The sequence below is a fragment of the Pseudomonas sp. L7 genome, from assembly GCF_046605565.1.
GTDB lineage: Bacteria > Pseudomonadota > Gammaproteobacteria > Pseudomonadales > Pseudomonadaceae > Aquipseudomonas > Aquipseudomonas wayambapalatensis.
Map to the genome: position 1 here is coordinate 2,208,013 of NZ_CP176784.1, position 18,595 is coordinate 2,226,607.

At 58.1% G+C, this 18,595-nt stretch carries 15 protein-coding genes and 2 pseudogenes; all 17 read right to left on the reverse strand.

From position 1 onward, the window contains the following. Positions 1–23: 23 nt before the first annotated feature. Positions 24–176, reverse strand: a pseudogene (locus tag ACK3BK_RS10180) (PAAR domain-containing protein); the annotation flags it as partial. Further along, positions 167–2,416, reverse strand: coding sequence for a T6SS effector BTH_I2691 family protein (locus ACK3BK_RS10185; RefSeq protein WP_411384219.1), 2,250 nt, complete (start codon positions 2,414–2,416; stop codon positions 167–169). The gene ACK3BK_RS10185 and the pseudogene ACK3BK_RS10180, both read right to left, overlap by 10 nt. Further along, positions 2,409–2,651, reverse strand: a pseudogene (locus ACK3BK_RS10190) (hypothetical protein); the annotation flags it as partial. The gene ACK3BK_RS10185 and the pseudogene ACK3BK_RS10190, both read right to left, overlap by 8 nt. A 65-nt stretch (positions 2,652–2,716) precedes the next feature. Beyond that, positions 2,717–2,974, reverse strand: a complete 258-nt coding sequence (locus ACK3BK_RS10195) for a PAAR domain-containing protein (protein ID WP_186722511.1) — start codon at positions 2,972–2,974, stop codon at positions 2,717–2,719. Continuing rightward, positions 2,946–4,142 (reverse strand): DUF6708 domain-containing protein, encoded by a 1,197-nt coding sequence (locus ACK3BK_RS10200; RefSeq protein WP_411384220.1) that lies wholly within the window; start codon positions 4,140–4,142, stop codon positions 2,946–2,948. Before ACK3BK_RS10200 ends, ACK3BK_RS10195 begins: the two co-directional genes overlap by 29 nt. Before the next feature lie 295 nt (positions 4,143–4,437). Next, the gene (locus ACK3BK_RS10205) at positions 4,438–4,695 is read right to left on the reverse strand and encodes a PAAR domain-containing protein (RefSeq protein WP_186722545.1); all 258 of its coding nucleotides are present in this window, start codon (positions 4,693–4,695) and stop codon (positions 4,438–4,440) included. Continuing rightward, positions 4,667–5,863: a DUF6708 domain-containing protein gene (locus ACK3BK_RS10210; protein ID WP_411384221.1), complete on the reverse strand. Its 1,197-nt coding sequence runs from the start codon at positions 5,861–5,863 to the stop codon at positions 4,667–4,669. The genes ACK3BK_RS10205 and ACK3BK_RS10210 overlap by 29 nt, the downstream gene beginning before the upstream one ends. Further along, on the reverse strand, positions 5,863–8,472 hold the full coding sequence (locus ACK3BK_RS10215) for a T6SS effector BTH_I2691 family protein (protein WP_411384222.1): 2,610 nt from the start codon (positions 8,470–8,472) through the stop codon (positions 5,863–5,865). The genes ACK3BK_RS10210 and ACK3BK_RS10215 overlap by 1 nt, the downstream gene beginning before the upstream one ends. A gap of 8 nt (positions 8,473–8,480) precedes the next feature. Continuing rightward, entirely contained in the window at positions 8,481–9,362 is an 882-nt protein-coding gene (locus ACK3BK_RS10220) for a DUF4123 domain-containing protein (RefSeq protein WP_411384223.1), read from the reverse strand. After that, positions 9,359–11,545 (reverse strand): type VI secretion system Vgr family protein, encoded by a 2,187-nt coding sequence (locus ACK3BK_RS10225; protein ID WP_411384224.1) that lies wholly within the window; start codon positions 11,543–11,545, stop codon positions 9,359–9,361. Before ACK3BK_RS10225 ends, ACK3BK_RS10220 begins: the two co-directional genes overlap by 4 nt. A 72-nt stretch (positions 11,546–11,617) precedes the next feature. Further along, positions 11,618–12,133, reverse strand: coding sequence for an Hcp family type VI secretion system effector (locus ACK3BK_RS10230; RefSeq protein WP_186669712.1), 516 nt, complete (start codon positions 12,131–12,133; stop codon positions 11,618–11,620). A gap of 133 nt (positions 12,134–12,266) precedes the next feature. Further along, positions 12,267–13,115 (reverse strand): type IVB secretion system protein IcmH/DotU, encoded by an 849-nt coding sequence (gene icmH, locus ACK3BK_RS10235; RefSeq protein WP_411384225.1) that lies wholly within the window; start codon positions 13,113–13,115, stop codon positions 12,267–12,269. Position 13,116: 1 nt separating this feature from the next. Then, a complete protein-coding gene (tssK, locus tag ACK3BK_RS10240; RefSeq protein WP_186669710.1) occupies positions 13,117–14,454 on the reverse strand; it encodes a type VI secretion system baseplate subunit TssK in 1,338 nt (445 codons plus the stop codon). Positions 14,455–14,500: 46 nt separating this feature from the next. Continuing rightward, the gene (gene tssJ / locus ACK3BK_RS10245; protein WP_411384226.1) at positions 14,501–15,295 is read right to left on the reverse strand and encodes a type VI secretion system lipoprotein TssJ; all 795 of its coding nucleotides are present in this window, start codon (positions 15,293–15,295) and stop codon (positions 14,501–14,503) included. Continuing rightward, a complete protein-coding gene (locus ACK3BK_RS10250; protein ID WP_411384227.1) occupies positions 15,292–15,849 on the reverse strand; it encodes an FHA domain-containing protein in 558 nt (185 codons plus the stop codon). The genes tssJ and ACK3BK_RS10250 overlap by 4 nt, the downstream gene beginning before the upstream one ends. Continuing rightward, the gene (gene tssG / locus ACK3BK_RS10255) at positions 15,846–16,862 is read right to left on the reverse strand and encodes a type VI secretion system baseplate subunit TssG (RefSeq protein ID WP_186669706.1); all 1,017 of its coding nucleotides are present in this window, start codon (positions 16,860–16,862) and stop codon (positions 15,846–15,848) included. Before tssG ends, ACK3BK_RS10250 begins: the two co-directional genes overlap by 4 nt. Continuing rightward, a complete protein-coding gene (tssF, locus tag ACK3BK_RS10260) occupies positions 16,826–18,592 on the reverse strand; it encodes a type VI secretion system baseplate subunit TssF (protein ID WP_411384228.1) in 1,767 nt (588 codons plus the stop codon). Before tssF ends, tssG begins: the two co-directional genes overlap by 37 nt. Between the last annotated feature and the right edge of the window lie 3 nt (positions 18,593–18,595).

Consider the following 18,595-nt stretch of genomic DNA (forward strand, 5'->3'; position numbering starts at 1 on the left):
GGCCTGATATCCGCTCCCTGCAGCTAGTCAACCAGCCAACCTGGATCTCCCTCGACCAGAGTCCCACCGTGGCTGGTAGTGTCTCCCTCCCTGGCTGCCGGCTGGCCTTCGATGAGCGTGCAGTTTGCGCCGGTTTCGATTACAGCCCCGCAACTGATGCGGTCGCCTATATGGCTGCAACTGCATCACCGTTAGCGAGTTGGCGGTGCGCTTTGGCGCTATCAGAGAGAAAGCCAAAACCTATTGCAGGATATCCTGCTAGTCGCGCAAAAAGTTTGCTACTCAAGAGACTGGTAATTCCGTTGCCAAATCCCATCCCCGGCGCTGTCGGACTCAATCTCAGCATCATGACCTTTTGCGTCGCCCGGACGCTAACTAACGTCGCCGCAGTCGCACCGATCACGCCAAATATTGACGACGCAAACCCCAGTGCGTATTCCGGGGTAGAGCTCTTCTGAAGGCTGCTATAAGCTGTTTTCAGTGAAATCACGTTGAACCACAGCATCCCCGCGTTCAAAGCCCCGCCACTGCCCGACGTAAGCAATCCAAGAAAGTTGGGTTTCATGTGCGCGGTGGTGGTCAACTCGATCGCTACCGTGCGGCTGCCCGAGATGCGCAGTTGCTTCATCTCTTCAACCTGGGCCATGCCTTTGTTCAAGTACTGTTCTACGGCCTGGCTGAACGGGTTATCCCTAATGGCCTGATCGGTGATCTGGTAGCGTGCCGCCAACAATCCCAATACCTTCTCGGCATTGGCCTCACGCGCTGCCGCCAGCACTTGCTGACGCAGGCCATGGCTGGTGTCCCAGCGAGTATTGCCACGCAGGCGCTTGAGCACTACGGTGCTGACCGACTGTGCGGTGAGTTCGGTGATGCCGGCACTCGCCGGGAAGCGGCCGGCCAATCCTTCGATCACGCTGTCGGCGGCTCCCAACAGGCTGCCGACCGCATCGGCTTTGTCCTTGAACGGGTTGAACGGTGCCAGGGCGGTGTACAGCGGGCTGTCGTGCTGATCGAGCCACTGCTCCAGGCGCCTGAACCGTGGGTCCTGATCTTCGCTGCCGGGTGTTGGCTGGCTCATGGGCAGAATCAGCAGCGCCAGAATGATTTCCAGGCCGCGGGCGGAAGTGCGATCGTCACGGTCATAGCAGGCCAAGGCGGCGGCCAGGCTGTAAGGGTCATCGATATTCCCGGCCTCTGCAGTGGCCAGCCAGGTGTCGTGATCATGGCTGGCTTGCAGTGCCAGGTCACGCAGGCGTGCCATGCGCTGATCCAGCGCATCGCGCTCGTCGAGGAACCGCAGGTATTTTTCGGTATCGATGCGCAGGCCCAGACGTGCCCCGTTGGGAGAGTAGTCTTCGTGGGTGAGGGCCAGGTAGCGTGCTGCGGCGCGCGAATGGGCAGGGTTGTCGCGGGTTGGTTTCAACCTGAAACCGACCAACTGCGGCGAAGGCGCATCTGCCGGGTACAGGCTTTCCAGCGTCTTGTTCAGCAGCATGGCAACCAAGTTGCGATGGTGAAAGTCTCGGCTCTGAGGGCTCACTTGCTCAACGTCCAGCTTGAAACAGGAGGGTAACTCCTGTTGCTCGGGGCTTTGTGCAGGTTTTGTGTGTTCCAGTTGCTCTGCGGGCATCAAGTCGCGCAGTTGGTGTTGGTAGGCCGAGACCGATAGGCTCAGGTCAAGAGCCATGCCTTCGGCATCAGCGAGTGCGACCACCACCGGTACTTTCGGCTGCGACCACGGATAATGCCCAGCCGCTGCTCTGAACATGGCAATTGGCAAGGTATCGGCGACAGGGTGGCTGCTCCAAGTCAGGGGCATGCGCCGATTGGCCTGTTTGAAGTCTTCGACCCAGTTCTGCAGCGCGCTGACGGGCAAAACATGGGGCTGGGAGGAGTGGGCCTGATTGCCGGCCACCAGCTCAGCCATATCCAGCAGGCGCATGTGCCGTTTGCGTAGGGCGGGCGAAGCGCTGATGCGAGCGGTGGTAGCGTTGGTCCATAGGTGGGGGCTGTAACCGATCCACACTTCCTTGGCTGACTCCTGGCAGGTATCTGCCCAGACCCAAGCCATGGTTTCGCCGGAACGATAGCGGTTGCGTCGGTGGTATTGCTCGAGTCCCTGGTAGCGCAGCTCTTTGTAATTCCCTTTTCCGTCGTATTCATGAATGACCAGCTTTTCGCCCAGGGGGCCTTTCATGAACACGTAGACGTACCCTGGGCGCAGGGCCCGCAGCGTATAGGCACAATGCTGTAGCGGGGGCAGGTCCTGCTCCAGCTTGAAACCTGCGTCGCTATACAGGCAGCCAGGAGCGCCGGCGACACGGGGCACGATCGCGTAGCGCACCGGCAGGATTGGTACGCGCGGGCTGCAGGCCGGGCCGGCAGTAGCGCTGCTAACCGAAACGTCAGTCATGGCGGGGCTCCTTGCTATCAATCAGCGCTTGCAGTTGCCGCAGGCGCCCTTGGGGCGATTCTTCGAGGTTGGTGTAGATGTCTGCGGCCTTGCCATCGCTGATGACGGACATGTGTTTGGCCGTCATCCGGATGAACTGGCCGGCAACGTCCTCGTCACGAAAATTGAGCGCTTTGAGTTGCGGGAGCAGGGTTTCTATCCAGCGGCGGAGTTCGGCCAAGGTACGGGTCGCGTAAGCAATCCTTGTCCGCCGTCTGAGATACGAAATGCCCAGGCAGCGATGGCTGCCAGGGCACGTTTTCATGCGATTTGCCAATCAGGATCACCTTCTATCAGCACGCCACCATGGTCGGTACGGTCGCCTTGGCGGGCGACCGTTTTGCCCTCTATGTGAAAGCTCGAAGTCCCGGTTTCGATGATGGCTCCGCAACTGATGCGGTCCCCTGCAAGCGCGGCCGCTCGGCCTTTCACTGTGAGGCTGGAGGTGCCGGAGATGACTTCGCCCTTACCATGAAGGGGGCAATCATGTTTATGGCCGATCAGCACGATGGGTTTCATAGGGGATATCCTTTTCGACGGTCGAGGTTTCCACTTCGGTCTTTCGCTGACGCGTAGAGGTGCGTTTCTTTCTCTCCGGTCGCTTGCCTGGACGCGCAGCCCAGAGGTACGCGTTTTCGCGCAAGCGTTCCTGGATAGCCGGGGGATAGTCGTCAAGGGTGGTGAGTGGCGGAACGGGCTTTCCGGGTAGGCCGGCTTCACGAATGATCTTGGGCCAGCGCGGTTTCCAGCACAGCATGAGGCTCAGCCAGTGACCGGTTCCGATGATCAGGAAGGCGGGCGAGATCAAGATCAGGCCGATCTTGGTGATTCGAGAGGAGGTACGAAAATAGCGGGTCAGCCCTTCGAATTGAGGTGTGAAGGCTTGCCAGGGCCAGGGGAAGTGCGAGGTGATGCGGGGGCGCGGTAGACCCTCTGGTCCCTCATCCATGAAGCGGCGGATGAACTCCCATTCGGCTTGCTGCTCCGTATAGTTGTTGGCGGCCTTGCCTACGTGGACGAGTTCGGGATGAAGTGCGCCGGCGAAGGAGGGTGGCCATAAGAGCTCCAAAGGAAGGCCTACTCCCCCGGCGGTGGCGTATTTTTTATCCGAGCCACCGGACGTGACACCGTGCCAAGGGAGTGTGACTATTCCGCCACAGTACGTTGGGCGGTGTAGGTAGACCTGTTGGGTGGTACGGTTGAACCGTATCAGCAAATGGCGAGAGGTGAACATTTCAAAGCGCGTGAAGCGGAGCCCATATTTTAAGTAAAGCCATAATGCACCTACGCCCAATGTGAAGAAGAGTGACCCCATGAAAAGCTGCTCGCCATAGGTCTCACCGTTGTAGTTGAGTGATAGGCTGATGAGGCTTTTTATGTCTTCTAAAGCAATTGCTAAGTTCACTGATGAGTAGGCTATAAATGCAAGGGATATTATGCTTATTAGTCCCCGTTTATCCTCCCACATGCCGCAGCGTATTTCTAATATATGCTCGTTGTAAACATAGACTGGTCCGCGACTTTTGGGGCTGTTGCTGGCTGGCTTCTTGGCGGCCTCAATCATTTCCTGATCGTCGCTTTCATATGTGATCTTTATTTTGAATTTTTTATGCTGTTTTTCAAAAGCCTCACGCTCTTCTTTTGGGTCGATGTAGGCAAGCCATGTGAGCCACTCAACAAAGTACATTATATGATCTCGCTGATCGCGCTGAACAGATCTTCAAGTTCTTCTGCATCCTTGGCATAACTTTTGTGGGATGGTTGAAGGCGGAAACAGCATTTGTTGCACCATTTTTCTAGTGCGTCTTCATCGAAGATCATTAAGGCGATACTGCTAACGAGCACGATGGTGCCTCCAATCCTGCTTTGCCAGCGAGCGGCTGAAAGCTGTAACGCAAGTCAGATTGGCTAGGCATAAGCAATCCCTGTCCGCCGTCCGAGACACGAAATGCCCAGGCAGCGATGACTGCCAGGGCACGTTTTCATGCGATTTGCCAATCTGGGTCACCTTCTATCAGCACGCCACCATGGTCGGTACGGTCGCCTTGGCGGGCGACTGTTTTGCCCTCTATGTGAAAGCTCGAAGTCCCGGTTTCGATGATGGCTCCGCAACTGATGCGGTCTCCTGCAAGCGCGGCCGCTCGGCCTTTCACTGTGAGGCTGGAGGTGCCGGAGATGACTTCGCCCTCACCATGAAGGGGGCAATCATGTTTATGGCCGATCAGCACGATGGGTTTCACAGGGGATATCCTTTTCGACGGTCGAGGTTTCCACTTCGGTCTTTCGCTGACGCGTAGAGGTGCGTTTCTTTCTCTCCGGACGCTTGCCTGGACGAGCAGCCCAGAGGTACGCGTTTTCGCGCAAGCGTTCCTGGATAGCCGGGGGATAGTCGTCAAGGGTGGTGAATGGCGGAACCGGCTTTCCGGGTAGGCCGGCTTCACGAATGATCTTGGGCCAGCGCGGTTTCCAGCACAGCATGAGGCTCAGCCAGTGACCGGTTCCGATGATCAGGAAGGCGGGCGAGATCAAGACCAGGCCGATCTTGGTGATTCGAGAAGCTCTTCGAAAGTAATGGGTCATCCCTTCGAATTGAGGTGTGAAGGCCTGCCAGGGCCAGGGAAAGTGCGAGGTGATAGAAGGGCGTGGCAAACCCTCAGGCCCCTCATCCATGAAGCGGCGGATGAACTCCCATTCGGCTTGCAGTTCCGCGAAGTTGTTGGTGGCCTTGCCTACGTAGATGAATTCGGGATGAAGTGCGCCGGCGAACGAGGGTGGCCACACGAGATCTAAAGGAAGGCTCAAGCCACCGGCAGTGGCGTATTTTTTATCCGAGCCACTAGACGTCACGCCGTGCCATGGGAGTGTGACGATACCGCCACAGTACGTTGGGCGATGCAGGTAAACTTGTTGGGTAGTGCGGTTGAAGCGTATTAGTAAGTGGCGGGATGTGAACATCTCGAATCGCGTGAAGCGGAGCCCAAATTTTAGGTAAAGCCATAATGTACCTAAGCCCGTGGTGAGGAAGAATGACGCCATGAGAAGCTGCTCGCCATAGGGCTCGCCATTATAGTTGAGTGCTAGGTTGAAAAGAAATTTTATGTCCTCTAAAACAATCGCTATATTTACTAATGAGTAAACTATAGCCGTAAGGGATAGTATGCTTATCAGTCCTCGTTTATCTTCCCACATGCCATATCGCATTTCTAATATTTGCTCGTTGTAAATATAGACTGGTCCACGGCTTTTGGGTGTGTTGCAAGCAGGCTTTTTGGCGGATTCGAGCATTTCCAGGTCATCGCTTTCATATAAAGCTTTTCTTTTGACCTTCTTATACTGCTTTTCAAAAGCGTCGCGTTCTTCTTTTGGATCAATGTAGGCAAGCCATGTGAGCCATTCAACAAAATACATTATATGACCTCACTGGTCGCACTGAACAAAGCCTCAAGTTCTTCTGCATCCTTTGTGTAACCTTTGTGAGATAGTTGAAGGCGGAAGCAGCATTTGCTGCACCATTTTTCTAGCGCGTCTTCATCGAGAATCAGTAAGGCGATACTGCTGGCGAGCACTATGGCGCCTCCAATCCAGCTCAAACGACTGAGCCAAAGCATGGCAGCTCTGTTCGCCGCCAATCGTGCAGATAATCTTGATAAGGTCACGCTTAAGTTATTTACGCGGGCAGTGAAGACGCTAACCGACAGCCAGTGGAAAAGCGCACTAGCCTGTGAAAATGCTATTCCTCCTTGCCCCACGAGTAGCGCGAAAGTAGCACCTGTTCTAACTCCATAAGCTAACGCTAATGTTGGTTTGGATTTATTCTTTGCCTCTATAGCGTCGGCGATGTCCCACGTAATACTGACAATCCCCCCCACCGCCGCTAACCCGGCCCCCCACAGTCGATAACGTCCCAAACTAACTTGCGCACCTCGCGCAGTAACGCTGTTCTCACCAACACCTCTGAGCGTCACCTCAGTACCCACTGCAAGTAGTTCCATCCCCGCGGCCGCGCTGGTCAATGCGGCCGCAGTCACTTCACTCCAGAAGCGTCGGTCCTTGTCATCCCGCCTTCCTTGTAACAGCAGCAACCCGGCCTCCAGCAGGAGTAGCGCACTGGCCACACGCAAGCGATAGAACTGATTGCCGTGTACGCCATGCAATGTCTCGACATAAGCTCGATCAAGGCGGCGCACGATAGGTGCCGCGACTCGGCCGGGCGACGGGGTTTGGCCTTCCAGCGCCTGCTCACTCAATCGCAGGTTCAATGCTTGCTCACCCAGTGAGGCGATGAGGTAGGTGCTCAGGCGTCGGTAAAGCAAGCGATCGGCGCTGCCAGGGGCACCCACTGACAAGCTCTGTCGCCCCAATTGCCCGAGCCAGGCCAGCGCGCCGGCCGTGTTGGCGGGGCTGTGTTGCGCGAGCTGGTCCAGATGGCTATCGACCTGGCTGAAGTGTGCGGCGAGTTCCTTGGCTTGTTTGAGCGCTGTATCCAGTTGCTGCAAAGGATCGTCACCCTGCGGCAGTGCGTCCAGCGTTGTGCGTGTTTGCGCAAGCACCTCGGCGATTGCGCGCTGGTTGAAGACAAACGAGCGCAGCGCCAAGTTGTCGGGGGAGATATTGTCGGCGCGCCACCATTGGGCAAGTAACTCTGCGCCGGCGGGCACGCCTTCGAGGCCGACCACGCACAGCCCCGTCTGCTGCGCAAAGCACAGGCCATTGGCGAGGTCGTTCTCGTCGTAGTGGGCAAGCGCCTTCAGAAGCTCGGGGGACTTCAACCACGTGAGGTGATCTGCCGCTCTGGACTCGGCAATACGTTGTGCTTCGAGGCTCTGCGCATCGAACATGTCAAGGTGTTGATGCATGCCTTGCAGGTTGACCTTTGACAGGTAGCGCTCTTCGAAATGCTTTGCAAATTCGCCGTTTCTCGCACGTGTTTCAAGGTTCTGCCTTTTTAACTCACTGGCGCTGTCGAGAATGTCCTCTTTGGTCTGCGCCCACCAATCGGCCATCTGCGGGTGAACACCCTGGTCGCTGCGGGCGAGATAAGCGCGCATCGCCTCTTTATGGTGATCGACCAGCGCGGCGACTTTGCGCTCAGTGAATTGCTGATGCAATTCGCTGAATGCCTGTGCGACCAAAACCTTGCGCTCGTTACTAGGGCCGGCTTTCTCGGTGCTGGCTTCCAGCCAGTGCTTGAGGTGTTCCATGCCGGCGTTGCGCCAGGCATTGAGTTCTTGAGTAATACCGATGGCGTCCTCCACCACGATGGCTACGCCCCGTGCTTCAGGTCTGTCGCCCAAAGGAGCCAGTGCTTGCCGCGCCGCAGCCAGCGAGCTGATGCTGGGTGTACTGAATACCTGGGAGTCCAATAGCCTGCGCAACGCGTCGTTGGATTCGGCGGCAAAGTCGGCGACAAGCTCCAGTTGGTCATGACGTATCGTGTAAGGCCTGGGCGTCGGACAGCTGGGACCGGCGAAGGGCGCTATATCCACGGCCGGTAGCGCGTCGCGTCGACGCAGCAATTGTCGCTGTGCCGCGAGGGTCAAAGGATCAGGGCTGTAGAACAGGCGAAGCTCAAGCAAATCGTCGAGATCCTGAACCTTGAACGCCCAAGTCATATTGCGCACGACATCCTGGAGGGTGTGGGTACCTGACGGTTGAGGCTCGGTGTGTTCAGGGTCTATGAGCGACAGGGCCCCGTTCGCGGCGATTCGATAGGGTAGATGCAGGCTGTAGCGCCCGCTGCGTTTGCGCTTTTCCATGACATACAGGAAGCCTTCACGAAGCGGGCGAATGGCGTAATCGGCATGACCCAACGCAGTGACGCGATGAGGGTGGCGCAGATGCTCAGGCAGGGTAGGTAATCGTTGGCGCTGGTGGGCACTGCCGCCAACGGCGGCATAGCGTAATGGCAGCACAGTGAAGGTCCGAGTACATGTGACGTCAGGCCCAACTGAAAAAGGATCTTGCAGTGCCTCGCAGTTCTGCCGATTGATTTCAAGCAGCGTCTCCAGATCGAGCATGAGAGGTCCTAGTGAAGTAAGCGGTGCAGATGTGTTTGAAGGCGGTGAGCAAATGGCTGTCGTTGCTCGAGTGATTCCTTCATAGCGGCCTGCCAAATGGGATCGAGTGTCAATCTGTCGCCGAGCAGCGCTGAATAGGTGACATAGGTGATCAGGTCTTGTTGCTCGATGAATCCTGCTTCTCGCGCGGCAGCGAGGTACTTGCGTACCCGACCCAGGCGCACGCTGTGGCATTGTTTAGCTTGCCCACTCGCGGCCAGTGAGCTTTTCAATTGATCGGCGAGTCGATGTTCAAGTGGGTCTCCTGCCAGCGCCTCCCAGCACGCAGGGTCTAGTGTTAGGTCGTTGAGTTCTTCGGTTGCAGATCTGTCGCCCCCCATCAAACAGCCCCAGGTTTCTTCATTGGCATCTGGATAAGGCACCCACCAACTATGAATGGGTGCGAACCATTCGACGATTTTGGGCAGATCCTTTCGGGCATGCAGCACACGCAGGCACTGTTCGGTGTGATAGCGCAGTAAATAGCGTTGGCCGTCAGGTGCCAGAACTGTGTTGGCTTGCGCCAGGTGAGTGGCTAACGCAGCAGTAGGCAACGAGCTGATGATCCAGCCGCAGATGGCATCGGCTGCGAACTCGCTCAACTGCCAGAAGAGGTCGGATTGGTTCTGTAAGTTGGCGTTGGTGTTGGCCGCATATAGACCGGTGCCGAACGGGCGCAGGTTGCTGAGCTCATCCTGTTGCATCAGTGGACACAATATTCCGTGCTCCCGCTGTGCGAGGCTTTCCAACTGTTCAGTGCTTAGCTGGGAAAGTTCAAGAACAGCGGAAAGTCGATAGCCTTCTGCTTGTCGTAGAGGACGGAGTAGTTTTTCGACGAAGAGGTCTTTCATTCGTGATCCCCCTCCATGCGAATGACATTGCGACCTTCTGCGATGGCTTTCAGCAAACAGCTGATGCAGATGGCTTCCGCAGGCGTTGGAGTGGAACTGATAGCTAGGTTATGCGTGCTTCCTGTTGGACTTTGTGCTACAGGGCCTTTGATTTTGATTGCAATGGCGTCAAGTGTGATGCCGCTGCCGTCAAGCGTTAGCGTTGCTCCCGGCGCCTTGATGGTTAGGCTTTGTGACACTTGGAGCTCTATGACTTGCGTTTCTTGGCGAATCGCTTGTCCTGCCCGTAGCTCGACATTTCCGACCACGTGTTGCTCCAGATGGCCGCCAATCTCTATCGAGTGATTCGCTGTGGTTTTGTCATATCTGTTGTTACCCACCTGCTCCGTACGATCTTCTGCTGTGGTGATCATGCGATGGCGGCCAATTTGAAGCAGGTCATCCCGACCTGTTTCACGATGATGGTCTCTCCCAATTTTCAGACCTTGGTCGTTACCCACTTCCTCGTGTCGGTCATGGCCAATACTGATCTGCTCATCCCGCGCTACACGTTCAGACCGATCATTTCCAATCTGTGTGGTTTCATCATGCTTGACCACATTGTTCTGATCCCGCTCGGCATGAATGAACACCTCCTGCCGCCCCAGTTCATCTTCGAAGCGCAGCTCGTTGAAACCATCCCCTTTGTGGGTCTGGCTCTTGATGGTCATGCGGGTCTTGTGTTCGGGCAGGTCGTAGGGCGGCAGTTGATCGCCGCAGTAGGTGCGGCCAGTGATCATCGGTTGGTCGGGGTCACCGTTGACATACTGGATGATCACATCCTGGCCGATGCGCGGAATGGCCATCGAGCCCCAGCTGCCCCCGGCCCAGCCTTGCGATACCCGTACCCAGCAGGAGCTGAACTCGTTGCTCTCGCTCTCGCGATCCCAAGGAAAGCTGACCTTGACCCGCCCCCACTCGTCGCAATAGATCTCTTCACCCTTAGGTCCGACCACGGTGGCCATGTGCGGGCCGTCGATGCGCGGCTTTGCCAGGGGGGCAGGGCGCCATTCGGTCCGACCGGGGATCAGCACGGCGGTCTGCTCATAACGCGTGCTCTGGTCGATCCCTGTGGCTTCTTCCTGCAGGCTGGTGAACTGGCTACCTTTGTGGGTAACCGCCTTCACCCGCCAATGGGTATTGAGGTCATCACGCGGATGACCCGTCAGCGTGAAGCTCAAGCCCGGTTGCAGGCGTACGTCATCACCTTCGACTTGCGCCAGTCGTACATCATGACGCAGTGCCGTGATGCGGTTTTCGGTGAACGGTTTACCTACGACATCGCGCTTGTAGCGGCCTGGGTAATCGAAATATTCGTACTCGTTGGACTGATGCTCCAGGAAGGGGCCGGAGGCCCTGTGTTCCTGGCGGTAAGCCGGGTTGGTGAAGGTGTAGTCGCGCTGAACCTGGCGTGCTGTGCGAACCTGCTCGCTGTAGCTCAAGCGGCGCAAGCAGGGAACAGGCTGGTCGCCACCGCTGCTGGCTTGGTACAGCACGCTGTCAGGGGCTACAGGCTCTTCGTTATCAAAGAAGCCCTCGTCTTTATCCTCGGGCTTGATGGCGCCATGGCTGATCAACCCCAGTGATTGCAGCCGATCGGTGATGATCAGCTTGTGCAGCTTCTCACTGTGGGCGAAGCGATAGACGAAGCCTTCTTCAGCAGCAAGGCGGGCGATGAACGCCAGGTCCGTCTCGCCGGCCTGGACGCAGAACTCGCGGACCTGGTGGTCCATGCTGGCACGCAGTTCGTATTGGTCGATGCCCTGACGCTTGAGCATCAGTTCAAGAATTTGCGGCACAGTCTTCTGTTGGAAGATACGCCAGTTCGAACGCAAGTCGGCGCGGGCCAGTTGCGGCTCGACCAGCGCCTGATAGTAAGTGCGGTAGAAGCCGCTTTCAGCCTGGCTGAAACGGCTGACCAGGCCGTGCACGTAGCGCACAGGGCGTTCACCTTCCCAGATGGTGAACAACACCGGCTTGTCGAGCAACTGACCGAAGTCGATGTCGTTTTCGTGGCTGATCAGCTGAAGTTCGAGCGTGAACGGCTGGCTGATGCCCTCCTTGAGTGTGAACGAAACCACTTCGAATTCTGCTTTGCCAGCAAGTGGCTGAAAGCTGTAACGCAAGTCAGATTGGCTAGGCATAAGCAATCCTTGTCCGCCGTCTGAGATACGAAATGCCCAGGCAGCGATGACTGCCGGGGCATTTCTGTTAGATCAGGCGATCGGTTTGCGCCAGTCGTCGGAACCCTCGGTGCCCGCAGTCACGTGGGTCCAAGAGATCTTGCGGTATGACAGCGAGACCTCGATAAGCTGGGTGAAATCAGCGTTATCCTTGTCTTGTGCGTGAGGCAGCACCGTATTGATATCAACGATGGTTGCATCCTCCATCTTGGTCGTGAAGAAGTGCTCCTGCTTGCCCTCTACCGAGGTGCGGTACCAGTTGACTTCGACGGTGGGCAGCATTTCACCGCTGGCCAAGGCTTGATACATCAACGGCGTGGCCTTGTTCAGCGAACTGGTGAAGATGAACGGTTTGTGTACCCGTTGTCCGGCGGGCTGACCGCTTTGCGGATCCGTAGGTACGGTCACTTGGTGCTTGATTTCCTGTACCAGAATCTCGTCTTCGTGACCTTCGACGAAGACATTGCCCACCGAGTCGGAGGTGAAGGCGCCCGCAGTAATGTTGCCTTGGGTCTGGCCTTCGATCTTGATGTAAGCGGGTGTTGGCATGGCAGTTTCTCCTGCGTCCATGTGGATTGAGCACGCGCACACACGGTGGCGTGGCCATCGGAAACGATGGGCTTGTCAACGAAGCCATTGCCTCGTCAATTCGTTGAGTTCCGTTGCGCCGGATGTCGGCGGGTTACTGCTGCAAAATGCCGTTGAGCGATGCCAGCACCTCTGTGGTAATGAGGTGCAGGCGGTAGCTGTAGGTGCTGTAGGCCGCAGCCATGGCCGCGGCGGAAATTGCCAGTGGGCTCCACCATGGCCATTGCCGGTTCATGCGGAAGTTGCGTGGAGCCACGTTGGTGTAGGGATCGCAGACATGTACCGGTGTTGGTCCACGTAGTTCACGGATGATCCCGTGGAGCTTGTGGATCAAAGCGTTCAAGGACTCATCGCCTTTCGGTGCGATGGCGTACTTGCCCTTCAGGCCCAGGCACAGCGCGAAGTACATGAACTCCAGTACGGCTTGATAACGCTTGGGTTCTTGCATCAGGCGCGCGAGCACCGTGAAGAGTTTTTCTCCACCCCAGGTTTCGTCATGAAAGATGCTGAGCAGCGGCTCTTGGCTCCAGCAACTGGTCTTACCCCAGGGCCTGTCCATGACCGCTTCGTCGATATAGAGGCACAGCCCGTACGAGTAGGCGAGCAACTGAGGATGCTCGTAACCGTGCTGGCGCATCTCTTCCCGGATGTTGTCGATCTGGTTGCGCACCTGTTGATGCACATCCTTGATGTTGGGCAATGAATCCAGTGTGCGCAGGCGCATCACCAGGCCGAACAGGGGGGCGGCGGCATCCAGCATGGGATTGGCATAGCCGCCCCGCAGTTGGAAGTCTGGGTCGGCGAAGTAACCTTGAAAAGCAGGTTGTGCCTGCGCATTCGTGGCGATGTTGTCGGAGGATCTTTTGGCGTCCCTACCTGCGTTGGCTAACGCGTCGAAGAGGCCCCTGTTGCCATCCTGGCTGTCGTGAACACCATCTCTCATCTCATTCACTCCTGATTGCCCAGAACTGAATTTCAAGCCCTGGGAACTCGCCTGCGACATGAATGCCGAAGCCACTGGACGTCTTCATGCCAGCCCAGGCTGGGCCTCGACGGTCCAGTTCGAAGTAGGTGAAACCTGCGTGGAATGGCAAGTCCCTAGGCGCCACGGGCAGCGGCACCAATGGAATACCTGGCAGTTGCAGCGGCACAGCTTCATTCAACGATTCCAGCGAGACGACTTTTGCCTTCTGCACGAACATCTGGCGCAACGTGTGCGGTGGCAGATTGGCACGTACCGCCAGGATGAAGTCGGCTTGGTCGATCAGGCGACGGTCTTCCAGGGTGGTCGTCATCACGCCGTACTCCAACGTTTGCAATGGCAGCGAGACGGCGCGGGGTTGCAGCACAGTGCTCAGTGCCCGGCGCAGTGTGTCCTCCAGCGGCTTGAACGAGGTGCGCAATGCGGTGTGGTGATAGGCGGGGTAGTCCTGTGGTAGCCGGGTTTCGTCGGTGAAGGTGACGAACTCGCCACAGGCCTGGCTCATGTGCAGATACAGCTGCTCGGGGTGGGTCTGGCCTTGCCTGGTCAGGTGCTGGAAGCACGGCCACCAGCGGTTCATCGCCTGCAGCAGGTTGAAGTCGCGGATGTCGGCGATGCCCGACTGCCCAGAAGCGCCGATGCGGGCGGCCAGGTTGCGTGCGCGTTCGCGCAGCGTATTGGTGATCTCTTCCAGAAAGCGCTGCAGTGCCGGTATGGCGCGTACCGAAACGCTAGTGGGGTAGAACCCTTCGTCCAGTTGCAGGCTGCCATCGGGGCGCCGCTCAAGAATCCTGGTCACGGCCAAGCGGGTATAGGCGCTGCTGTCGTCGGCTTTGCGCTTGAGTTGCAAGTTGGGTACTGCCAAGTCGACCTGTACCAGGTCACCGTCTGCGCTGTGGGTGTCCTTGATTTCCTCGGCTTGAGCGCAGTATCGGAAATTGGCGGGATTGTCGGGCCAGCTCACCTCTCGGCCACCTTCGGTGCGCAGTGGCAGGCACAGGTAGATCTCGCTGTCTTTCGCCCCGTCGTCCTCGATTTCCAATGGTGGCGGGGGCGGCAGGTCGGCGGGTATATCGAACACTGTGCCGTCCGGCATGATGCCCCGCGCACGGGTGATAGCGATCTTGCCCAGGCTCAGGTACTCGTCGTTCAACTGCAGTTCGCTGAAACCATAGAACGCCGCATTGAGGCTGCCCAGGCGTTGGTGCAGGGCTGCTTCGCTGGCCCGGGCCGCCTGTTGAAAATGCTGCGGTTTGACGAACAGGCCTTCAGGCCACAGTACGGGGTTGCGTGAACTCATGAGCGCTCCGTGTCAGCGTGAGTAGGTGAGGTAGTCTGGCGTGGCATCAGTCTTCCTCCTTGAGCTGGACCTGCGTGTCGTTGAGCAACACCGACAGGATGATCTGGTGGCCGCGAGGGGGAATGCGCAGCACTTGACTCCAGGTGGCGTTTTCCTGGTTGCGGTAGTCGGCGATCACCGCGATGAAGCGGGTTTCGGGATCGATGGGCGCGAAGGGAATGAACTTGAACTGGCCCGGTCGCAGCAGGTAGTCGTCATCGCGGATGTAGGTGCTGCGCAACGCCTTGGGCGGGTCCTTGTCCAGCAGTTCGTAAACGCTGTTGCGCAGTAGCGAGTCGTCACGCAGTTGCAGGATCTTGATCGCCATGGGCGTAGCGACAGGCTCGGCGGCCACGGTCGTGGTGTGGGGTAAGGTCAGGACCACGGCCGGGTCGTCGTAGCTGCCAGGAGTGCTTTCTTCCATGGGCGATCGCAGCAGGTCGTCGTCCTCGTCCACTGGCATCGTGACTGGCGACATGGCGGGGAACTGTTGCTGGAGATATTCGAGCAAGGTCCCGACTTTCTCGGTCAAGGCGTACGGGTCACCAGCGCTCAAACTGACGGCGTAGGGGCTCGCTTCCAGGGCGCCAGGCTGCTCGACGAATACTTCGACGCTGTGAGCGTTGCCGTTGAGCGTCGGGCTGGCGTTGATGCTGAACGCGAGTTGGGTCGGGTGTTCCTTGGGCGGTCCGACGGGCACCGAGGGGTCCACGATGACCTGGCCGATCTTGCTCAGAGAAGTGCAGCCGCAGAGCCCGAACAGCGCCGTCAGCAGAGCGGCTGCGAATGGGTAACGGATCATGGGCGTTCTCCTGCAATCAGGCTTTCCAGGGGGGGCTGCTGCGCAGGTCCTGTCTCAGTATCCAGCGCCGCCAAGGGATCGCTGCCAACCCCTGGTTCGAAGACCGAGCAGATTTCAACGACGGCCTCGCGGGTGGCACAAGCCGATTGCCAGGTCTGGGCGGGTATATCGATTAGCCATTGATCAAAGGTTCTCTGGTCAAGGCTGAACAGGTCTTCCAGCGAGCGCACATCCGCTTGTGAAAGCTGAATCTGCAGCCGGTAAGCGCCGATGCGCAGTTGGTCACCTTCGAGCAGGCGTCGGGCGGTGAGCGCCCCCACGCAGTCGAGACTGTCGTTCAGGTAAGTGCGCTGGCAGTGATCGATGACACAGAAGCTGCCTTCGATCCAGCGAATCTCGCAGTGGACCGGCGCAACGTTCCCCTCACGATCATTGATCCGCCAGGTAGCCCCTGCGCTGCCGATGGTGCCACCGGTGCGATCGAACTGATGTCGTGCCGTGACGTCGTGCTGCAACTGTTCAAGGTTGGTGATGCTCAAGGTCAAGGTGCTCATGAGCGCCCCCGAAACCGCACAACCGGGGTGATCTGGCCATGGCGGTCATCGACGAAACTGGTCCAGCCCAGGTAGGCGCCTTGGCTGGCGTGCAGGCAAAAGGGCGATAGGGCGTTCTGCTTGAGACGCAGCTCCAGGTCGTAGGCCAGGCCGTCGCGCAGCAGGAAGTCGATCAGTGCACGCAGGCGATTGAAGTTGATGCCGCTGGGCAACAGGTTGCGCAACTGATTCTGGTCGAGCTCACTGATCACGATGGTGAACTTGCTGCTGCGGGTTCGCGTGCGGCTGCCGACCATGAACGAACTGCCCAACTGGCCATTGCTGCGGCCTAGGCTTACCAGTTGCTGGGTCGTGGTGGGGACCAAGCGGGTTTCGAACTCGCGGATCTGCACCTGCTTGAGGTCGAAGCAGTGGGCGATGATGCCGGCGACAGTGCCGGGCGCACGGCTGCGGCTGGCGATGACGCCGGCGAAGCTGAGCAGCCGACTCCAGGGCAGTGCTGTGTCGCCGCGCAGCTGTTTATCATTCAACCCGAGCAGGGCAAAGATGTACTGCGAGAAGCCGTCGGTAGCACCCGGCTGGAAACGAATGTAGTAGCGGTACTTGCGCCAGATGCGGTGTAACAGGCTGAGCAGGTAATGATTGAAGAAGTCGAAGAAGGCCGGGCGCACACCGATACCCTGCGCATGCTCATACGCCACCTGCTCCAGGTAGTAGGACGGCAAGGGGGAGTCCGTACCATGCAGGCCCATGAATGTGGTGCAGACGCGGTAGCGGTCTTGCGCCGCAGGCATGCGCTCGGCTTTGTATACGTCCGAAACAGGAAAGGTCAGCCGCGGGTCGCAGGCAAGCCGCACGCGCAGACGTGTGGCTTTGTCTGGCCAACGCGGTTCCAGATCATCACCGTGCAAGCCGTGCAGGCGCTCCAGCAACTGGAAGAAGTTGTACTGGTGTGCCTCGGCGAGCAACGTGTCGGCTAGATCAGCGGTTGCTTGCCGGTCTGGATTGGCCATGTGTAGTGCTCGGTATTGGTGATGTTGATCACTTCCAGTTGATGGAAGGAATTGATGCTGGCGTAGAGGGCGAAGAAGTGTGCGAGCACGCAACCGAACAGGTAGAGGTCGCCCTCGCAGAGGAACGCCGCCTGATCCAGCTTCAGTCGTGTGCGCAGGCCACGAACGGGCTGTCCCTTGATCAGCCAGTCCAATGGCTCTGTTTGAACATCCCTGATGCCATCGAGGCGTTTGCGGGTGGTACGTGTCTGCTGGATATCGTGCAGCGCCGCGAAGTCGTAGGCGCGAATGACCGCCTTGAGCGGTTCAGCCGAAAGCAACGACAGGTAGTTCAGTGACATGTTGGAGATCAGGGCCCACTGCAACTGGCCGTCCAACACCGGTCGATACGGGCGGGTTGGGGCACAGATGTTGCTGTAGCTGGCAAGCGGTGGCGTCAACTCGGAGATCACGTTGATGTCATCGATCGCCAGTGCCAGCGGTAGGTCGCGATTGGTACAAGTCAGGTCGATGGACGCGGTTTCCAGCTCACCGATGTAGGCGTTGGCGTCCGCGCGCACAAAGGCAATGCGGTGCGTGACCCCATCACCGCGCAGGGACTCTTCGAGCGTGTAGCGGTAGTACAGCGCCTTGCGCCCTTGAACATGCTCGATCTCATGAGCGAACGATTCGAAAGGGCGGAAGGTCCGCAGGTGTTCGCCGGCACTACCGTCGGTTGTCGTGCGGGTGCTGATTACCTGGTCCACACTGAAGATCTCATAGGCATGCCGCGCGTCCCCCCTGGGAGTGAGCTCGACCTGGGCAGCCTCATTGGACAGGTCGATTGGCTCGGCGCTGTGTGCGAACAAATTCACCGCAGGGGTACAGCACAGGCTGAAGTCTGCTTCTGCGACACGCAGTGAGTCAGGTAACTGGCGGGAGAAGTGAAATTCAAGGCCCACTTGCTGCGCAGCTTGATCAGGCCAGATCTTCTCCAGCCCCGTTAACGTGAAGAAATGGAAGCGCTCAGGGAAAACGAAGTATTCCTGGAGGATTCGGTAGCCGTCGAAGACGTTCTGCGGGTAGGGCAGTAAAGCCTCGTCTGGCCTGAAGCCTGGGAAAGCGAGGCTACTGGCGGATAGTCGACGAACTTCACCATTGATCATCACACTGACATGTTTGAGGTACTGAGCGATCCAGAGATACAGGGTGCGGGCGGTCTGGGTGTCACCGCTCAGGTGAAAGTCCAGGCTGTGGCAGCTCATCGTATTCAACGGCCGCTCTGCCAAGGTTCGCAGGTCGAGCCGAACCACCGAGCTGTCGAGTGTCTGGGTAGCGTGTACCTTTTCGATCGCGAACGGGTGGATGTCCACCTCGGTGCAGGTGCGAAATTCGCAGGGCACCCCATCCACAGGTTTGGAAAACAACCGCGAGCCCCTCGGGATACGCTGGGATTGACTGAGTGCCTGCTTGCGTGGCGTGAACTGGATGATCGTGGCGCTCGGCAGCGGCCGCAGGTAGTTGGGCCACAGCAGTTGCAGCATGGGGTGCGTCAGCTCAGGGAGGTCGTCTTCCAGCTTGAGCCGCAGCTTGGCGGTGAGGAAAGCGAAAGCCTCTATCAAACGCTCGACATCCGGGTCGCTGCCACCCTTGCCGAGCAATCGTGCAAGTTGTGGGTTGTCTTCGGCGAAGTCGTTCCCCAGCTCATGGAGGTAACGCAACTCTTCGCTGAATCTGTCCTTGAGCGACATGCG